Origin of the sequence: Corynebacterium sp. HMSC059E07 (genome assembly GCF_001814395.1) — a bacterium.
Lineage (GTDB): Bacteria > Actinomycetota > Actinomycetes > Mycobacteriales > Mycobacteriaceae > Corynebacterium > Corynebacterium hesseae.
In genome coordinates this window covers 1-15,373 of record NZ_KV816329.1, presented here as the reverse complement: position 1 = coordinate 15,373, position 15,373 = coordinate 1, and the positions used below count along the sequence as shown (strand labels likewise).

The 15,373-nt window shown below is 62.7% G+C and carries 11 protein-coding genes; all 11 read right to left on the bottom strand.

Translation table 11 applies throughout. From position 1 onward, the window contains the following. Positions 1-2: 2 nt before the first annotated feature. The 11 genes from HMPREF2967_RS09020 to HMPREF2967_RS08970 all read right to left on the bottom strand — a co-directional run bounded on the left by HMPREF2967_RS09020 (position 3) and on the right by HMPREF2967_RS08970 (position 15,209). Positions 3-557 (bottom strand): monovalent cation/H+ antiporter subunit E, encoded by a 555-nt coding sequence (locus HMPREF2967_RS09020; protein ID WP_070519997.1) that lies wholly within the window; start codon positions 555-557, stop codon positions 3-5. Next, a complete protein-coding gene (locus HMPREF2967_RS09015) occupies positions 558-2,099 on the bottom strand; it encodes a monovalent cation/H+ antiporter subunit D family protein (protein ID WP_070519994.1) in 1,542 nt (513 codons plus the stop codon). It abuts the gene before it with no gap. After that, positions 2,100-2,537, bottom strand: a complete 438-nt coding sequence (locus tag HMPREF2967_RS09010) for a sodium:proton antiporter (RefSeq protein ID WP_070519992.1) — start codon at positions 2,535-2,537, stop codon at positions 2,100-2,102. Next, a complete protein-coding gene (locus HMPREF2967_RS09005; RefSeq protein WP_070686119.1) occupies positions 2,534-5,515 on the bottom strand; it encodes a DUF4040 family protein in 2,982 nt (993 codons plus the stop codon). The genes HMPREF2967_RS09010 and HMPREF2967_RS09005 overlap by 4 nt, the downstream gene beginning before the upstream one ends. 188 nt (positions 5,516-5,703) lie before the next feature. Beyond that, on the bottom strand, positions 5,704-7,581 hold the full coding sequence (ftsY, locus tag HMPREF2967_RS09000) for a signal recognition particle-docking protein FtsY (protein ID WP_070686117.1): 1,878 nt from the start codon (positions 7,579-7,581) through the stop codon (positions 5,704-5,706). 74 nt (positions 7,582-7,655) lie between these two features. Further along, a complete protein-coding gene (gene smc / locus HMPREF2967_RS08995; RefSeq protein WP_070686116.1) occupies positions 7,656-11,159 on the bottom strand; it encodes a chromosome segregation protein SMC in 3,504 nt (1,167 codons plus the stop codon). Positions 11,160-11,169: 10 nt separating this feature from the next. Further along, complete coding sequence (locus tag HMPREF2967_RS08990; protein WP_070533232.1) at positions 11,170-11,478, bottom strand: acylphosphatase; 309 nt, start codon at positions 11,476-11,478, stop codon at positions 11,170-11,172. Continuing rightward, positions 11,479-13,005 carry an alanine/glycine:cation symporter family protein gene (locus tag HMPREF2967_RS08985; protein ID WP_070686114.1) on the bottom strand — a complete coding sequence of 509 codons (1,527 nt, stop codon included), beginning with the start codon at positions 13,003-13,005 and terminating at the stop codon, positions 11,479-11,481. Positions 13,006-13,039: 34 nt separating this feature from the next. Further along, on the bottom strand, positions 13,040-13,888 hold the full coding sequence (mutM, locus tag HMPREF2967_RS08980) for a bifunctional DNA-formamidopyrimidine glycosylase/DNA-(apurinic or apyrimidinic site) lyase (protein ID WP_070686112.1): 849 nt from the start codon (positions 13,886-13,888) through the stop codon (positions 13,040-13,042). Positions 13,889-13,902: 14 nt separating this feature from the next. Then, positions 13,903-14,673, bottom strand: a complete 771-nt coding sequence (gene rnc, locus HMPREF2967_RS08975; protein WP_070519978.1) for a ribonuclease III — start codon at positions 14,671-14,673, stop codon at positions 13,903-13,905. Next, the gene (locus HMPREF2967_RS08970; protein WP_070519975.1) at positions 14,670-15,209 is read right to left on the bottom strand and encodes a YceD family protein; all 540 of its coding nucleotides are present in this window, start codon (positions 15,207-15,209) and stop codon (positions 14,670-14,672) included. The genes rnc and HMPREF2967_RS08970 overlap by 4 nt, the downstream gene beginning before the upstream one ends. Positions 15,210-15,373 lie beyond the last annotated feature (164 nt).

Below are 15,373 nucleotides of genomic sequence, written 5' to 3'. Positions count from 1 at the left end.
AATCACTTCTTATCATCCTTTCGGGCGTCCTTGCCCGGCACGACCTGACGCAGCGGCCACACGGAATACTTCTCCACGTCGTTCGCTGCCAACGGGGTATCGTCCGCCTTCGCGATATCGGGGGCGCGCATATGACGTCCCAGCGTATCCAGCGGATACTCGTAGAACGTCGGGGCGAGCTCCTCCGTCGGACCCTGGCCAGGCACGCCATAATCGATGCCCTTCACTCGTGGCGCGAGGCGCTCCTCCATGTCCGCGAGGTCCGCCATGACACTGGCCGGGTCATCCCCCATCACGGCTTGGACCAGCACGATGCGCGGAAGGCCTTCGGCAACTGGCTCGCGCAAGCCCAACGACAAGGTGCCCGGCGTTGCGGTAATGGACGAGGTGAACCAGAAGATCTCCCAGGCGCTCGTCACACGCAAGGGGTACCGAAGCACCACTGGGCGATAGTTGTTATGCGGCTTGAAGGATTCCATGGCGAGCGAAAAGCCCGCGACGAAGATCTCCTTAATGAGCCACAGCGCGTAGACAACGGCATGCACAGCACTCTTCATTTAACGGCCCTCCTGAAGGGAGTCGATATCGGGTAGGGCTACGGGGTCGTCGCCAAGCACTGCGTGTGCGTAGGCCTCCGTGTCCAACAAATCCTCCGATGCCTCCATGGTGACACTAATGACCGGCCCGGACAGGATGAACATGGTCAGCGAGCCCAAGATCAACGCCGCCGAGGGAGCCATCAGCTTCTTGCGAATCACAAGTTCATCGGGCACCTTCTCCTTGGGCAGGTCCTTGCCCCAGAAGACGCGGCGCCACACGCGCAACATGGCCAGGAACGCTGCGAAGGAGGCGATGATAATCACCGCGATAACGGTCCAGGCCCATCCCCCGCCGGTACGGGCGATTTCCGCGACGATGAGGACCTTGCCCCACATACCGGAGAAAGGCGGGAAGCCCACGACGGAGAAGGCACCGGCGGCGAAGATCCACGCGATAATCGGATCACGGCGCGCCAAGCCAGAAAGCTTGTTGAGCCTGCCCGTACCGTACGTCTCCTCGATGGCACCGGAGGCCAGGATGAGGGAGCCCACCGTGAGCATGTGGTGAATCGTGTAGAGAATACCGGCAGCCAACGCGCGCTGCGCATCGTGGGTAGTGAAGGCCATCATCACGAGGATGAAGGGCATACCGTTGAGCATCTGGTATCCCAGCACGCGGCGGATGGAGTTTTCAGCCAAGCCGCCGAAAGCACCAACCAGCATGGAGATGATCATGATGACGATGATGAGTGTCCCCCACCGCTGGTCCATATCAAAGAGCTGCACCCACAGGCGGTAGAGCATGTACACCGCGACCTTGGTATGCAGGCCAGAGAACAGGCCCATGACGGCAGCCGACGTGCCCGGGTAGGTGCGCGGCAGCCACGACTGCACGGGGAATACGCCGGCCTTCGCGGCGATGGCGATAACGATGATGCCGGAGGCCACCGTCACCGGACCGTTGCCGGCGGCAGCGCCCGTCAGCGCCGCCAAGTTGACCACGCCCGTAACCGAATAGATGTAGCCCACGCCCACCACAAGCAGCGTGGAGGCGAACAGATTGACCAGCACGAAAGCGCGTCCTGCGGCTAGACGCGACCACGTGCCCGACATCGTGATGAGGCCATAGGACGGCAGCAACATAACCTCAATGAACACGAAGAAGTTGAAGAGGTCAGCGGTGAGCAGGGCGCCGCACACGCCGGTGATCAGAATAAGAGTCAGCGACGGGTAATAACGCGACTTGGTCTCACCACCAACGATTGCGAACCAGTTGGCGCCGAAAGCCACGATCATCGTCGTGATGAGCATGAGAGCCGAGAAGGTGTCGGCAGCAAAGGCGATACCCGCGTTGCCCACGTAATTGCCCACCGTGTGCGCCACCACGCCGTTGTTCATGGTGTAGAGCAGCAGCGCGAAGGAGGCGAAGATGCCTACGCCTGGGACGATGAGCATGATGGCATCGCGCACACGGTGCCACGGCGCGAGCAGCGCCAGCGCCGCCGATACCAGTGGAACCGCTGGGAAGAGCGGAAGAAGAGCGCTTACAGTGTCATACATTTACTTCTCCCCCTCGTGGTCAAGTTCCTTCAAACGGTCCATCTTGTTGGCCGAACGCTGCAGAATCTCCCGGTTTTGGGTATCGCGGCCCAGCGTGGAGAAGGCGTGGTCAATGGTGTTGTCATCCACCGGCTCGACAACATCCGTGTCATCGTTGGCGCCCATCGCCGCCATGGTCAACAGAATCGTGGAGGTGGCCATGGAGATCACCACGGCGGTCAGAACGAATGCCTGCGGCAGCGGGTCCGCCATCTGGTCCGCCGGTACCTGCGACGGGAAGGACTCTCCGCGGTAGGAGTACACGCCGGTAGCCAAGAGCATGAGGTTGGCGCCGTGGCCAAAGGCCATCATGCCCAACACGATGTGGACCAAGCCGCGCTGCTGGATGAGGTAGACAGCGCTACCGATGAGCAGTGCAATAGTCAGTGCGAGGATCATGAATTCTTCTCCTCTGTAGCCGGAGTGTGGTGGGGCGAAGACGCGCGGTGGCGCGCCTCGGATTCATTGAGCAAGGCCAGTGGATCCGAGGATGGGTTGATGGATTCAGGGTACGGATCATCGATGTCCTCCATCACCACGCGCGGCGTATTCGGCAGCGCCGAATCATCGTCGTGGACCCACGGCAGGAAGTCCCGCTCAGTACCCGGGCGCAAGTAGCCACCCAAGGCGTTGATGGCCATGGTGAGCATGCCCAGGACCGCCAGGTAGATACCCAGGTCAAAGATGAGCGACGTGGTCCAGTGCTGCCCCAGGGCGTGGCCGTGGATGGCAGTCAAGAAACCACCGGAGCCGTGCGAAGTCGGAATGTAGCCGATGAATCCAGCCGTCAGTGCAACGATGATGCCCACGCCGGTGAGGTGAATTGGGGTCATGCGGCCGAAGACGATCTCATCGGTGCCGCGAGAGAGATACGTCAGACCGATGGCCGCGCCCATAATGAGAGCAGCCGGGAAGCCACCGCCTGAAGCCTGGTGGCCGCGGTAGAACACGATAAAGGACATGACCACCAGAATCGGGATAGCGATGGCAATTCCCTTCCGCAGCGGAACCGAGTTGAGCTGCGACTGGCCGAACGGTGCCGGGCGCGTACCGGAGGTGAACGGGAAGCGCGGCAGCGTCGACGTGACCGCGGCAATCACCACGGCGGCCATGCCAAGCACCGACAGCTCACCCAGGGTATCGAGTGCACGGAACTCCACGATGATGGTGGCCACGACGTTATCTCCGCCAGTGATGTCCGGGGCGTTATTGAGGTACCACATGGACAAGTCGGAGCGCTCGTGGCGGCCCATCAGCGCCCACACACCAAGGAATGCGGTGATACCCGCGAGCACCGCCACCACGATGGAGCCAACCTTGCGGTTGGTGTTCTGTACCGGGTGGAATTTCTCCGGCAGGTAGCGCAGGACCATCATCATGACGATGACGGACAGCGCCTCCACCGTGAACTGAGTCAAGGCAACGTCCGGTGCACCCAGCAGGAACATCTGCAAGGTCACGCCGGTACCCGCGGTACCAATCATGACCGCGCCCGTAAGACGGTTGCGGGTACGAACCAAACCAAACATCGACAGCGTCACGATGCCCAGCGGCAGCAGATCCCACGGGTTGTCCAGGCCATCCACGCGCGGGTTCAAGGCCACGCCGTCGACACCCGTCGACACCAGAGTGGAGCCCGCAAGAATGATGACGAGGAGGACAATCGGCAGGATGAGCTTCGACGGGTTGTGGGTATCCGACATGCGGCCGACGAAGCGGCCGAAGGCTGCGCACACGTCCTGAATCCACTTCAGGATTTGGTTACCAGTGCGCGGCAGGAGCTGGCGCTCCTCCATCGCCGTCCACAGCGGCGTACGGAAGAACAAACCGACAACGCTAGCGATGAGCACCACGACGGAAATAAGCAGCGGGACGTTGAGACCGTGCCACAGAGCAAGGTGAGAATGCCCCTCCATGCCGATGGCCGCCACGACGTCATCAAGCGGCCCATCGAGCGCGCCCATGACGAAGATGATCGGCACCGACATCACACCGGGAAGAGCCGCGGGCAGCCACAACCGCACCGGCGCCTCATGGACCTTAGACATATCGCGCGGGCCGTCGAAGAAAGCACCAAAGACGATCTTGGCGGAGTAGGTAAACGTGAAGAACGCACCCACACCCGCAACGATGAGCAAGAGCACCTGTCCGGCCGATCCGATGGGCGCGTCCTCGAAAGCGGTCAGCATGCCTTCCTTCGACACGAAACCGAAGAGCGGCGGGACCGCAGCCATGGAGGCAGCGCCGATGAGCATGGAGCCAAAGGTCCACGGCATCTTGTTCCACAGCACGCCGAGGCGGCGGATGTCACGTGAACCAGCCTCATGGTCAATCACGCCGATGAGCATGAAGATGGAGGACTTAAACAGCGCGTGTGCCAGCGTGTGCACGAGGGCCGCCGCGATGGCGAAGGGCGTGCCAACACCAATCGTGGCCACGATCCAACCCAGGTGGGACACGGTGGAATACGCGGTCAGCTTCTTCAGGTCCGTCTTCTGCACGGCGAAGACCGCCGACATGACGGCGGTACCCATGCCGACCACGATGAGCAGCCAGTTCCACGCCGCAACATCATGGAAGATAGTAGAGAAACGAATCAACAGGTAAACGCCGGCCTTGACCACGGCCGCCGCGTGCAGGAAGGCCGAGACCGGCGTGGCAGCCGCCATAGCCTCCGGCAACCAGAAGTGGAAGGGGAACTGCGCGGACTTGGTGAATGCCGAGGCCGCGATGAGAATGGCAACCCCCGTGGTCAGGCCTGGGCGCTCGGCCCACACATCGGAGGCGAGGATGTCTTCCAGGTTCGTCGTCCCCGCAGCCGTCGCGGCAATCGCCACACCTGTCAACAAGGTGAGGCCGCCGATGAAGGTCAGGATGAGAGTCCGCTGCGAACCGGCCTCACCGGACTTGCCGCTGCGCGCGATCAACATGAACGACGCCAGCGATACCAGCTCCCACGCCAGGAAGAGCACGACGACGTCATTAGCCAGCACGAGCAAGAGGATCGACAGCGTAAACGCGGTCATCAGCACATAAAAGCTGACGTTGCCTTTCCCCTTGGGCAGGTAGGCAGCGGAATAGGTAAAAACCACCGCGCCGATGACGAGAGCCAACATCGCAAAGAAAACGCCCAGCGCATCGCCGCGGAAGGCGAGGTTCACATCGACGCCCGGCGCGATAACGTCACGCACCCACGTCACGGAATAGGACAGTTCTTCGCCACGGGCCAGTGCCGGAAATTCTTTAGCCAACAGTGCCGCGGCGATAATAAAAATGCCGGCTAGCGGGTAGCCGGCTGCGCGATCAGCAACCTTGACGGTTACCGGTGCTAGCGCCACTGCGACAGCTGCGAGGAGGACGACATACAAGAGTGTCACGAAAGAGTAGCCTCACGAACCGTTGTTAGGGCTGAAAACTCAGCCTCACATAGACAGGACTGTCCTAGACTACCATTGTGACCTCCCCCAAAGCACATCTTTAATGGGACGGAGACGACGAAAGCGCCTCACAATGGAGGCGCTGCGTCTCGAAAGAACTTAGGTATAGCCCAGGGATCTATAAGGTCTTACTTCTCCCCTAGCAAGGCATCGACGAATCCCTCAACCTCGAACGGCGCGAGGTCATCGGCTCCTTCGCCAAGGCCCACGAGCTTGACCGGCACACCCAGTTCTTCCTGAACCTGGAAGACAATGCCGCCCTTTGCCGTGCCATCGAGCTTGGTCAGGACAACACCGGTGATGTCGACAACGTCGCGGAAGATGCGCGCCTGCGTCAGGCCGTTCTGCCCCACCGTCGCGTCCAGGACGAGCAGGACCTCGTCGACCTCGGTCTTCTTCTCCACCACGCGCTTGACCTTTCCCAGCTGGTCCATGAGGTCAACGGAGGTGTGCAGACGCCCAGCGGTATCGATGAGAACCACGTCCACGCCCTGGTCCACACCAGCGGCGACGGCATCGAAGGCCACGGAGGCCGGGTCCGCGCCTTCCTTGCCACGCACCGTCGATGCGCCTACGCGGCGGCCCCAGGTCTCGAGCTGATCAGCTGCCGCCGCACGGAAGGTATCCGCCGCGCCGAGCAAAACGTTGTGGCCCATCGCCACGAGCACGCGCGCGAGCTTGCCCGTCGTGGTGGTCTTGCCGGTGCCGTTGACGCCAACGACCATGATGACTGCGGGCTTGCCATCGTTCGGCATGGCCTTGATGGAGCGGTCCATCTCCGGATGGCCAACCTCGATGAGGGCCTCGCGCAGCATGGCGCGTGCTTCCGCCTCGGAGCTCACGCCGCGTTCAGCGATCTTCTCGCGCAGGGAGTCGGTGACTTTCATCGTGGACTTGGTGCCCAGATCAGCCATGATGAGGGTGTCTTCGATTTCCTCCCAGGCATCATCATCCAGATCACCAGCGGAGAGAATGCCCATGAGGCCTTGGCCGATGGCGTTCTGCGAGCGGGACAGGCGTCCACGCAGCTTGCCCAAGCGGCCGGCGGCCGGTGCGATGTCCTCCTGCGGCTGGGCTGCCGGGGCCTCAACGACCTCGGCGTCCTCGGAAACTTCCAGCTCCTCGGGCTCAGCCTCGAGTGCCGCGCTTGCCGACGCCGCCTGCGCCCCCGCCGCCGCAGCAGCCTCCTCTGCTTCAGCTTCCTCCGCTGCAGCTTCCTCTGGCTCGGGCTGCGCTTCTGACTCAGGCTGTGCTTCTATCTCTTGCGCTGCCTCTTCTTCGGCCTCAGACTGAGCAGAAGGCTCCTCCTCAGCCGGAGCCTCAGGTTCTTCCGGAGTCTCCTCTTCTACCTTCGGGGCTTCAACTACCGGCTCCGGTTCAGCAGTCTCCGGTTCGGTGGCCGGGACAGCTTCCTCTGTGTCCTCTTCGTCCTTCTCAACGGCAGCGGCGCCGGAAGCAGCAGTACCAGCGGCAGCAACGCCCGCAGCTCCTGCAGCGGCTAGACCAGCGGAAGAATCTTTCTCTTCTTCTTCCTTTGCCGGCTCCTTCTGTGCAGCCGGTTCCGGCGCGCTCACCGGCTTCGCGTCTGCAACAGGTTCCGGCTTGGTTTCTGCCTTAGGCGTCGGTTCCGCCGCAGGCTTCGCTGCCTTCGGTGTCTCCTCTTCACCCTTGAGCTGAGCGTTCGCTAACTCGGTGGCATCACGCTGTTCAGACTTCTTCTCCGCTTGCGGCTGAGCTTTGGGCTCAGCCGGTGCGGGCTTCTCAGTCTTAGCCGCAGGCACGGGTTCCTTGGTAGCGCCGCCGCCGGCCGGGGCAAAGTTAAAACCAGACTTGGCTTGATAATTGCCGGACTTCTGCTGCTGGGTCAGCTTCTTCGGCTCCTCCGCGGGCTTTTCAAAGGAGACCTTCTTCGACTCGCCGCGCTTCTTGCCCAGGACGATGAACAAGACCACCAGCAGAATCAGGACGATGACTGCTATCGCAATCCACAGAAAAGTAGTATTCATGCCCTCCATAGTGCCAGGGTTGTTCACGCCCGGCACGATGAGGAGGGCGAAAGCCTCGGACTGGCGCCGCGCCGTTAGCGCGGAGCGTCCACACCAAGGCGCGTGGCGTCCTCCGCCGCCTGAGCCGTGCCCGGCGCCTCACCCGCACGGGTCATGCGCTGTGAAATCACGCGCGTGACACCATCACCGCGCATCGTCACGCCGTAAAGGACGTTGGCCACGTCCATCGTTGGCTTCTGGTGAGTGATGACGATGAGCTGAGAATCCTTGCGCAGCTCCTCGAAGAGGGCGATGAGGCGGCGCAGGTTGACGTCGTCCAGCGCAGCCTCCACCTCATCCATGACGTAGAACGGTGAGGGGCGCGCGCGGAAAATAGCCACGAGCATCGCCAGCGCGGTCAGTGACTTCTCGCCGCCCGACAGCAGCGTCAGGCGCTTGACTTTCTTGCCCGGCGGGCGGGCCTCCACCTCGATGCCGGTGGCCAGCATGTCATCCGGCTCAGTAAGGATGAGCCGGCCCTCGCCGCCGGGGAAAAGCGTTTGGAAGACCTTGGGGAACTCCGCCTCCACGTCGTGCCAGGCATCCGTGAACAGCTGCAAGATCTGCGCGTCGACGTCCTCAATGACTCCGGCCAAATCCTTGCGCGCCTGAATCACGTCATCGAGCTGCGTGGACAGGAAGCTATAGCGCTCCTCCAGCGCCTTGTACTCCTCCAAGGCCAGCGGGTTGACCTTGCCCAAGGAGTTGAGGTCCTTCTCGGCCTGCTTCAACCGCTTGGTCTCGGCGGAGCGATCGAAATCCTCGCCCGGCGTGTAGTCCTTGAGCAAATCCGGGATAGCAATGCCCAGCTGCTCCACGATCTTGCCCTCGGCCTCATCCACGCGCACCTGTGCCTGGCTGCGGGCAATCTCCGAGTTGTGCGCGGAATCGGTCAGGCGATCAAGCTGCTGACGGGTCGCGGAGACCGCCTGCTTCGCCGACTGCGCACGCCCCTGCAGCACGCCGCGCTGGGTCACTAGCTCATCGCGTTCCTCAGCGGCGCGCTCGAGTGCCTGCGTAGTGCGGGCGGCTAGGTCCTGGGCATGCTTGTCGACGGCCCCCGCCAACCGCGCCTGCGCCTGCCGGCGGGCCATCGCCTGATCGTGGCGTGCCTTGGCCTGGCGCTCATGTTGGGCTTGGCGCCGCAGGGCCTCTCCCTTGCCAGCTGCCTGGCCTACTTTTTCCTCCGCGCTGCGGGCCGCCAGTTGAGCCTCTACCTCCATGGCCTTGACCTGTTCAAGGGCGGCCGAGGCTGCATCGCGTTCCACCGAGGAAGGTTCATCCGCTTGCTCATCGGCGTCCACGCGCGACAAGCGGTCACGAGCCTCCGCCAGTTCTTCGCGCAGGCGGGCCAACTGCACCTCGATGTCCGTGGCGCGAGCGGCAGCCTTTTCGTGCTCCGCCTTGTTCGCCTCATACTGCTTGAGCAAGCGCTGGTGGTCGCGCTTCCACGCCTCGAGCTCGTGATCATGCTCGCGCAGCGCGGCCTTAGCGCTCGCCGCGCCTACCCGGGCATCATCGGCGGCTAGCTTCGCACCTTCCAGCGTGCCTGATAGCTCCTCCAGCTCGTGGGTGGCGGTTTCCAACTGTTGCTCGGCTTCTGCAATCTGGCCGCTCACCTCGACCGTGGAGACGGCACCAGTTCCGGCCTCGACCCAGCCTTCACCAACTAGCAAGCCCTCGGCGGTGACGGCTCGCAGGCGCGGATCCTCAGCAATGAGCTCGCGGGCCGCGGCATAGTCATCCACCAAAACGACGTCGGAGAGCAACCGCGTCACCGCCGCCGATACTTCCGGGACCAAGACCATGTGATCCAGCAGCCAGCTAGCACCGGAAGGCAAGTCCGCGTCAAGGCGCCAGGCTGAACCAGTAGGTTCCGTGGAGACGTCGATCAGCGGAGTGCGGCTCGCCTCAGCGAGTTCACCCACGATGTCCCCGCTCACCGCGCCGGCCTGCGCCTCCGCGAAGGAACCGAGTGCCGCCGCGACGGCCGTTTCATAACGCGTAGAGATGAACTCCGCGAGAGGCTTAAAACCCTCCCCCAGCTCGAGCGCTTCCGGAGCGGTCTGGCCCAGCGTATCGATCCTGGCTCGCAGGCTGTACACGGTGCGCTCGCGCTCCCGCTGGGCATCGCGCAGCTGCTCCAAGCGTTTATCGGCCGCGGCGGACTCGCTGGCCGCGCGCACGTGCGCTTCTTCCAGCGGCTCACGCTCGGCAGCCAGGTGCTCTAGTTTGTCCGCTACCTCATCGGCCTCCGCCTGCGCTCCCCTGGTGCGCGCTTTCGTGTTCGCCAGGGTTTCTTCTTGGCGCGCCAACTCGGATTCCGCGGAGCTTACCTGGCCCGCCAGGTTTTCCTCGGCCGCGATGAGGCGGACCACGCCTTCGCGGCGATCCGCAATGGCGCGCAGCTGCGCCATGTGTTCCTTGTCCGCGGCCTCGAAAGCTTCCCGGCGCTCAGCCACTTCCTCCCGGATCGATTCCAAGCGCTCCGCTGCTTCTTCGGCCGCGGCCAGCAGCTCGTCGTGCTCCTCGTCGGCACGCTGGGCGCGTGCCTCCAGCTCCTCCGGATCCTGGCCGGCATAGGCCACCTGGGATCCGACGTTGCTGGCGCGCTCGGCCGCAATACGCTGCGTGGCAGAGATGCGTTCGCTCAGCGTCGATAGCTCGAACCACAATTTCTGCGCGGCCTCCGCGCGCGGAGTGACATCCCCCAACTCGGCCTCTACCTCGAGCTGGATTTCCGTGGCCTCTTCCAGCTGCGCCGTGACTTCCTCGACCTGCTCGGCGAGCACCACAGCGCGCTTCTCGGCATCCTCGAACGTGGCGCGCAGCCGCACCACGCGGTCTCCAGCGAGGCGGAGGCGGGCATCGCGCAAATCCGCTTGCACAGTGGCTGCGCGTTGGGCGGCCTCCGCTTGGCGGGCCAGCGGCTTGAGCTGCTTACCCAGCTCATCGGTCAGGTCTTGCAGGCGGTCCAGGTTGGCCTGCATGCCCGTGAGCTTGCGCTGCGCTTTTTCCTTACGGCGGCGGTGCTTAAGCACGCCCGCGGCTTCCTCAATATAGGCGCGACGATCCTCTGGCCGGGACTCCAGGATCTCCGCCAGTTTTCCCTGGCCCACGATGATGTGCATCTCGCGGCCAATGCCAGAATCCGACAGCAGCTCTTGGATATCCATGAGGCGGGCCTTTGACCCATTGATCTCATACTCGCTCGCGCCATCCCGGTACATGCGGCGGGTGACGGAGACCTCCGAGTACTCGATGGGCAATGCACCATCGGAGTTATCGATGGTCAGTGTGACCTCAGCGCGGCCAAGGGCCTTGCGCTCACCGGCGCCGGCAAAGATGACGTCCTGCATCTTGCCGCCGCGCAGCGTCTTGGCGCTGCCTTCACCCATGACCCACGCCAGTGCGTCGACAACGTTAGATTTACCCGAGCCATTCGGGCCGACCACGGCGCAGATACCGGGCTCGAATTTCAGGTTCGTCGCGGACGCAAAAGACTTGAATCCCTTGAGCGTGAGCGATTTGAGGTGCATTCGACTTAGTTTAGCGCTCGATGAAGCCCGACTCACCGCGCGGTGCGGCCCACTGCTCCACCACGGCGTTCACAACGCCCGGGCGGCGCGTGGTTGATGGTTCTTCGCGCAGCAAGGACAGCAGCTTCTCGCAGTCAGCTCGCGGGCCTTCAGCAACCACCTGGACGCGTCCGTCCTGAAGGTTCGTCGCGTGCCCAGCCAGCCCTAGTTCGAGGGCCCGGGAACGCGTCCACCAGCGAAAGCCCACGCCTTGGACGTGGCCAAGGACGAAAGCTGTGAGGCGTTCATGACCCGCAGAGGCTGCTGCCGTGTCTGCCATCTAGTACTCCCTCAAGTTTGTGCGGTCGCTCAAGTCGAATTCGTGATCGAGACGGCGGCGGTCCTCCGCGCTGCGGCGCGTCACAGGATCGGTACCATCCCAGCACTCGACGTTCTGCAGTTCCGGCAGCATATCACGGTGGAAGACGGGATCCAGGCCCTTGCGGCGCTGCTCGTTGTAGTTCTTCAGCAGCTTGATGGCCACGCCGCACAGCGGCACGATGGCGCACACGTTGAGCAACACCATGATGGCGGCACCCGTATCCGCCAGGTCGAACACGGTGCCCAGCGGGGCCACCGCACCGTAGAAGACGAAAGCCAACACGATGAGGCGGAAGGTCCACAGCACCCACTTCTTCCCGGAGAGGTACTCCACGTTGGACTCGGCAAGGTAGTAGTTACCCAGAATCGAGGAGAATGCCAAGAAGAACAGGATGAACGTGACGAAGTGGATACCCCACTCGCCGACCACGTTGGACAGCGCGTTCTGGGTGAGGGTCACGCCCTCAATCGCGTCGGAACCAAAGCTTTCGAAATCAGTACCCAGCAAAATGATGAAGGCGGTAATCGTACACACCACCAGGGTGTCGAAGTACACGCCGAGGGTCTGCACAAGGCCCTGCTTCACGGGGTGGGAGACCGTCGCCGTTGCTGCCGCGTTCGGCGCCGAGCCTTCGCCGGCCTCGTTGGAGAACAGGCCGCGCTGGATGCCCTTCAGCATGGCCATGCCCAGTGTCGCGCCAGCAGCCTCACGGAAGCCGAAGGCAGAGCCGACGATGGAGACGAACATGTCCGGCACCTTGTCAAAGTTAAGGACCACCACGATGAAGCCCATGATGAGGTAGGCACCGGCCATAAACGGCACGATGAACTGAGTCATCGAGGCGATGCGCTGAACGCCACCGATAATGATGAGGCCAGCTACGGCGACGACGGCAATGCCCACGCCCGCCTTGAAGGCGCCGGAATCCTGTCCGAAGGAGGCCGCCAAGGAATCAGAGATAGCGTTGGTCTGGAAAGCGTTGTAGAACCAACCAAAAGTAATGGCGATGGCGACGGAGAAAATGGTTGCCAAGGGCTTCCAGCCCAGACCGCGGGACATGTAGTAGGCCGGGCCGCCGCGGTAGGTATCCCCCTCGCGGACCTTCCACAGCTGGGCCAGCGTGGACTCCACGAACGCAGTTGCGCCACCCAGGATGGCGATGAGCCACATCCAGAACACCGCGCCGGGCCCGCCCACAGAAATTGCTACGGCCACACCCGCGACGTTGCCGGTGCCCACACGCGACGCCGCCGAGATGGTGAACGCCTTGAAGGCAGAAATACCGCCGTAATCGGCGTCCTCATCGACGCCGACCCCCTTGGGCTTTTCGACGACCGCTTTGAACATATCCGGCACCATGCGGACCTGCACCAAAGCGGTGCGGATACCGAAGTAAAGGCCAGCAGCGATAAGCAGCCATGGCAGGACATAGGACCACAGGCTGTCGTTAATGACACCGATCACGGTGCTGAAGATTTCTTGCATACGTTACACACTAGTGACAACCCCCGCCATCAGCCTAGTTGGAGCCTGACTTCTTCCCCACCCCACGGCGCTGACAGTACGGGCAATAGTGGGTACCGCGCCCGCCCAACACGGTTTTCACGATGTCTTCGCCGCAGCGATCACAGGGCTGCCCGCCCCGCCCATAGGCGTGCAAGGAACGGTCAAAATACCCGGATTCGCCGTTGACGTTGACGTACAGCGCGTCAAAGCTGGTCCCGCCAACCTCAAGGGCGGAGCGCATGACGTCGGTGGCCGCGGAAATCACCGCGACGGCATCGCGCTGCCGCAGGGCGCTGGACTTCTTCAGCGGAGAAATCTGGGCCGTCCACAGCGCCTCATCCGCATAGATATTGCCCACTCCGCTGAGCACAGTTTGATCCAGAAGGGCGACTTTCACCGCCGTACGTTTTGCGCGCAGGCGCCTCCCCGCCGCGGTGAGGTCGAAGTCTGCTTCGAGGGGATCGGGCGCGATATGCGCCATGGTGAGCCACGGGCCGAGGTGCCAATAGCCAAAAGTGCGCTGGTCGACAAAGCTGATGCGGGTGGCGTCGTCAAGCACGGCGGCGATGCGCACGTGGGGTGAATCCACCTCACCGATCCGCACCTGCCCCGACATTCCGAGGTGGATAAAGAGCACATCGCGAGCAGGATCAGTGCGGTCCTCGTCGGAAAACTCCAACCACATGAACTTGCCGCGGCGCGCCACCGCGGCGATCCTCCTGCCCACGAGCAGCGCGGACAGCGGTGCCTCCTGCTTGCGATTGGCGCGCGGGTGGAGGACATCGACCGCCGCGAAGGAACGCCCCACGACGTAGGGCTCGAGCCCGCGGCGGACGGACTCAACTTCAGGCAGCTCTGGCATCGAGTCCTCGTGGGTTAGTTCTCTTTGCCGGCGGTGCCCTGCACCAGCAACGGGGTCTCACGCAGCGCCTGGCAGGCTTCTTCCGCCGCCTGCTGCTCCGCAAGCTTCTTGTTGTGTCCCGTTCCCCTACCCACGGTCAAACCGGCCACCGTGGCAACGGCATTAAAAGTCTGATCATGCTCGGGACCAGTCGAGGTGGCCGAGTACACCGGCATGGCGGCCTTCAGCTCGGCGCACAGCTCCTGCAAGGTCGTCTTCCAGTCCATGTGGCGGCCGGATACCACGGCGTTCTCAACCTTGGCGGCAAACAGCCGCAGCACCACCCCGCGGGCGACTTCGAAACCATGCTGGCGGTAGATGGCCCCCAAGATGGCCTCGGTGGTATCGGCCAAGATGGAGTCCTTGTCACGGCCGCCGGTAGATTGCTCACCCTTGCCCAACAGGACGTGTTGACCCACCCCGATTTCACGGGCTACGTCAGACAAGCCGTAGCGCGAAACAATGGAAGCGCGCATCTTAGAGATGTCGGATTCGGGGCGCGATGGGAACTTTTCGTAGAGCTTGGCCGCGATGGACAAGCCTAAGACCGCGTCCCCGAGGAACTCCAGACGCTCATTGTTGGGCAGGTGACCGTTCTCGTTGGCAAAGGAACGGTGCGTCAGCGCCAAGCACAGCAGCTCATCGTTGAGCTCCACGCCGAGTGCCTTGAGCAGCGGACCGTGGTCTACCTCCGCGAATGCTACGGCAAGTGCCTGCTCGCCGGTGAGTTTCTTCTTCTTGCTCATAGGAATTTCTCCAACCCAGACCACCGCGGATCGACGCGCTCTTCTTCCCCGGAGACCCCCGTGGTCACGCCTTCGGGAACATCTACTTCACAGCCATCCTCACACGTCGGCGCGAAAGGAAGCACCAAACCTGCCTCATCGATCACGGTCTGCAGGAGGTCAAGGACACCGTCCTCAATCTCGGGGATCTCATCGCCGGAACCGCGATCCTCTTCCTCTGTTTCATCTCCGCTGATGAAGGACTCATCCGCGGAGAAAACCTGGGATACGTGGAGATCTAGTGCTGGATGTAGCTCAGCTAAGCAGCGTGCGCATTCGCCGCTGAGGGTGCCGGTGATATCAGCGTCCACCAACACGCCGGAGCCCAACGGCGTCAAGGTGGCGTCCACCTTAACCTCAGCACCTTCCGGGATGCCGATCATTTCCACGCCGATGCGCTCGGGGGCGGGTCCGGTTTGCACGCGGTGCTCAGGCAGCGCTTCAGCTCCTTGGCTGCGGAGCAATTCCGTCACGTCGAACTTCAATGGTGATTTCATAACGCCCACCAGCTTACCCTGTGCTGACCCACGCGCCCTAGACTGGCAAGGGCCTGAATGTTGGGTCATAGCCGCTTAAGCGCTTGCCCACAAGGCTCGATTCTTTCGCCTGTGGCTTTTAGCCTAAAACTGGCCCTTCCGGTTTTAGAGTGCGTTGATTTTGT

Coding starts and splice junctions, on each gene's coding strand:
- HMPREF2967_RS09020 (WP_070519997.1), bottom strand. CDS start 557: ATGAAGAGTGCTGTGCATGCCGTTGTCTACGCGCTGTGGCTCATTAAG.
- HMPREF2967_RS09015 (WP_070519994.1), bottom strand. CDS start 2,099: ATGTATGACACTGTAAGCGCTCTTCTTCCGCTCTTCCCAGCGGTTCCA.
- HMPREF2967_RS09010 (WP_070519992.1), bottom strand. CDS start 2,537: ATGATCCTCGCACTGACTATTGCACTGCTCATCGGTAGCGCTGTCTAC.
- ftsY (WP_070686117.1), bottom strand. CDS start 7,581: ATGAATACTACTTTTCTGTGGATTGCGATAGCAGTCATCGTCCTGATT.
- smc (WP_070686116.1), bottom strand. CDS start 11,159: ATGCACCTCAAATCGCTCACGCTCAAGGGATTCAAGTCTTTTGCGTCC.
- HMPREF2967_RS08990 (WP_070533232.1), bottom strand. CDS start 11,478: ATGGCAGACACGGCAGCAGCCTCTGCGGGTCATGAACGCCTCACAGCT.
- HMPREF2967_RS08985 (WP_070686114.1), bottom strand. CDS start 13,005: ATGCAAGAAATCTTCAGCACCGTGATCGGTGTCATTAACGACAGCCTG.
- mutM (WP_070686112.1), bottom strand. CDS start 13,888: ATGCCAGAGCTGCCTGAAGTTGAGTCCGTCCGCCGCGGGCTCGAGCCC.
- rnc (WP_070519978.1), bottom strand. CDS start 14,673: ATGAGCAAGAAGAAGAAACTCACCGGCGAGCAGGCACTTGCCGTAGCA.
- HMPREF2967_RS08970 (WP_070519975.1), bottom strand. CDS start 15,209: ATGAAATCACCATTGAAGTTCGACGTGACGGAATTGCTCCGCAGCCAA.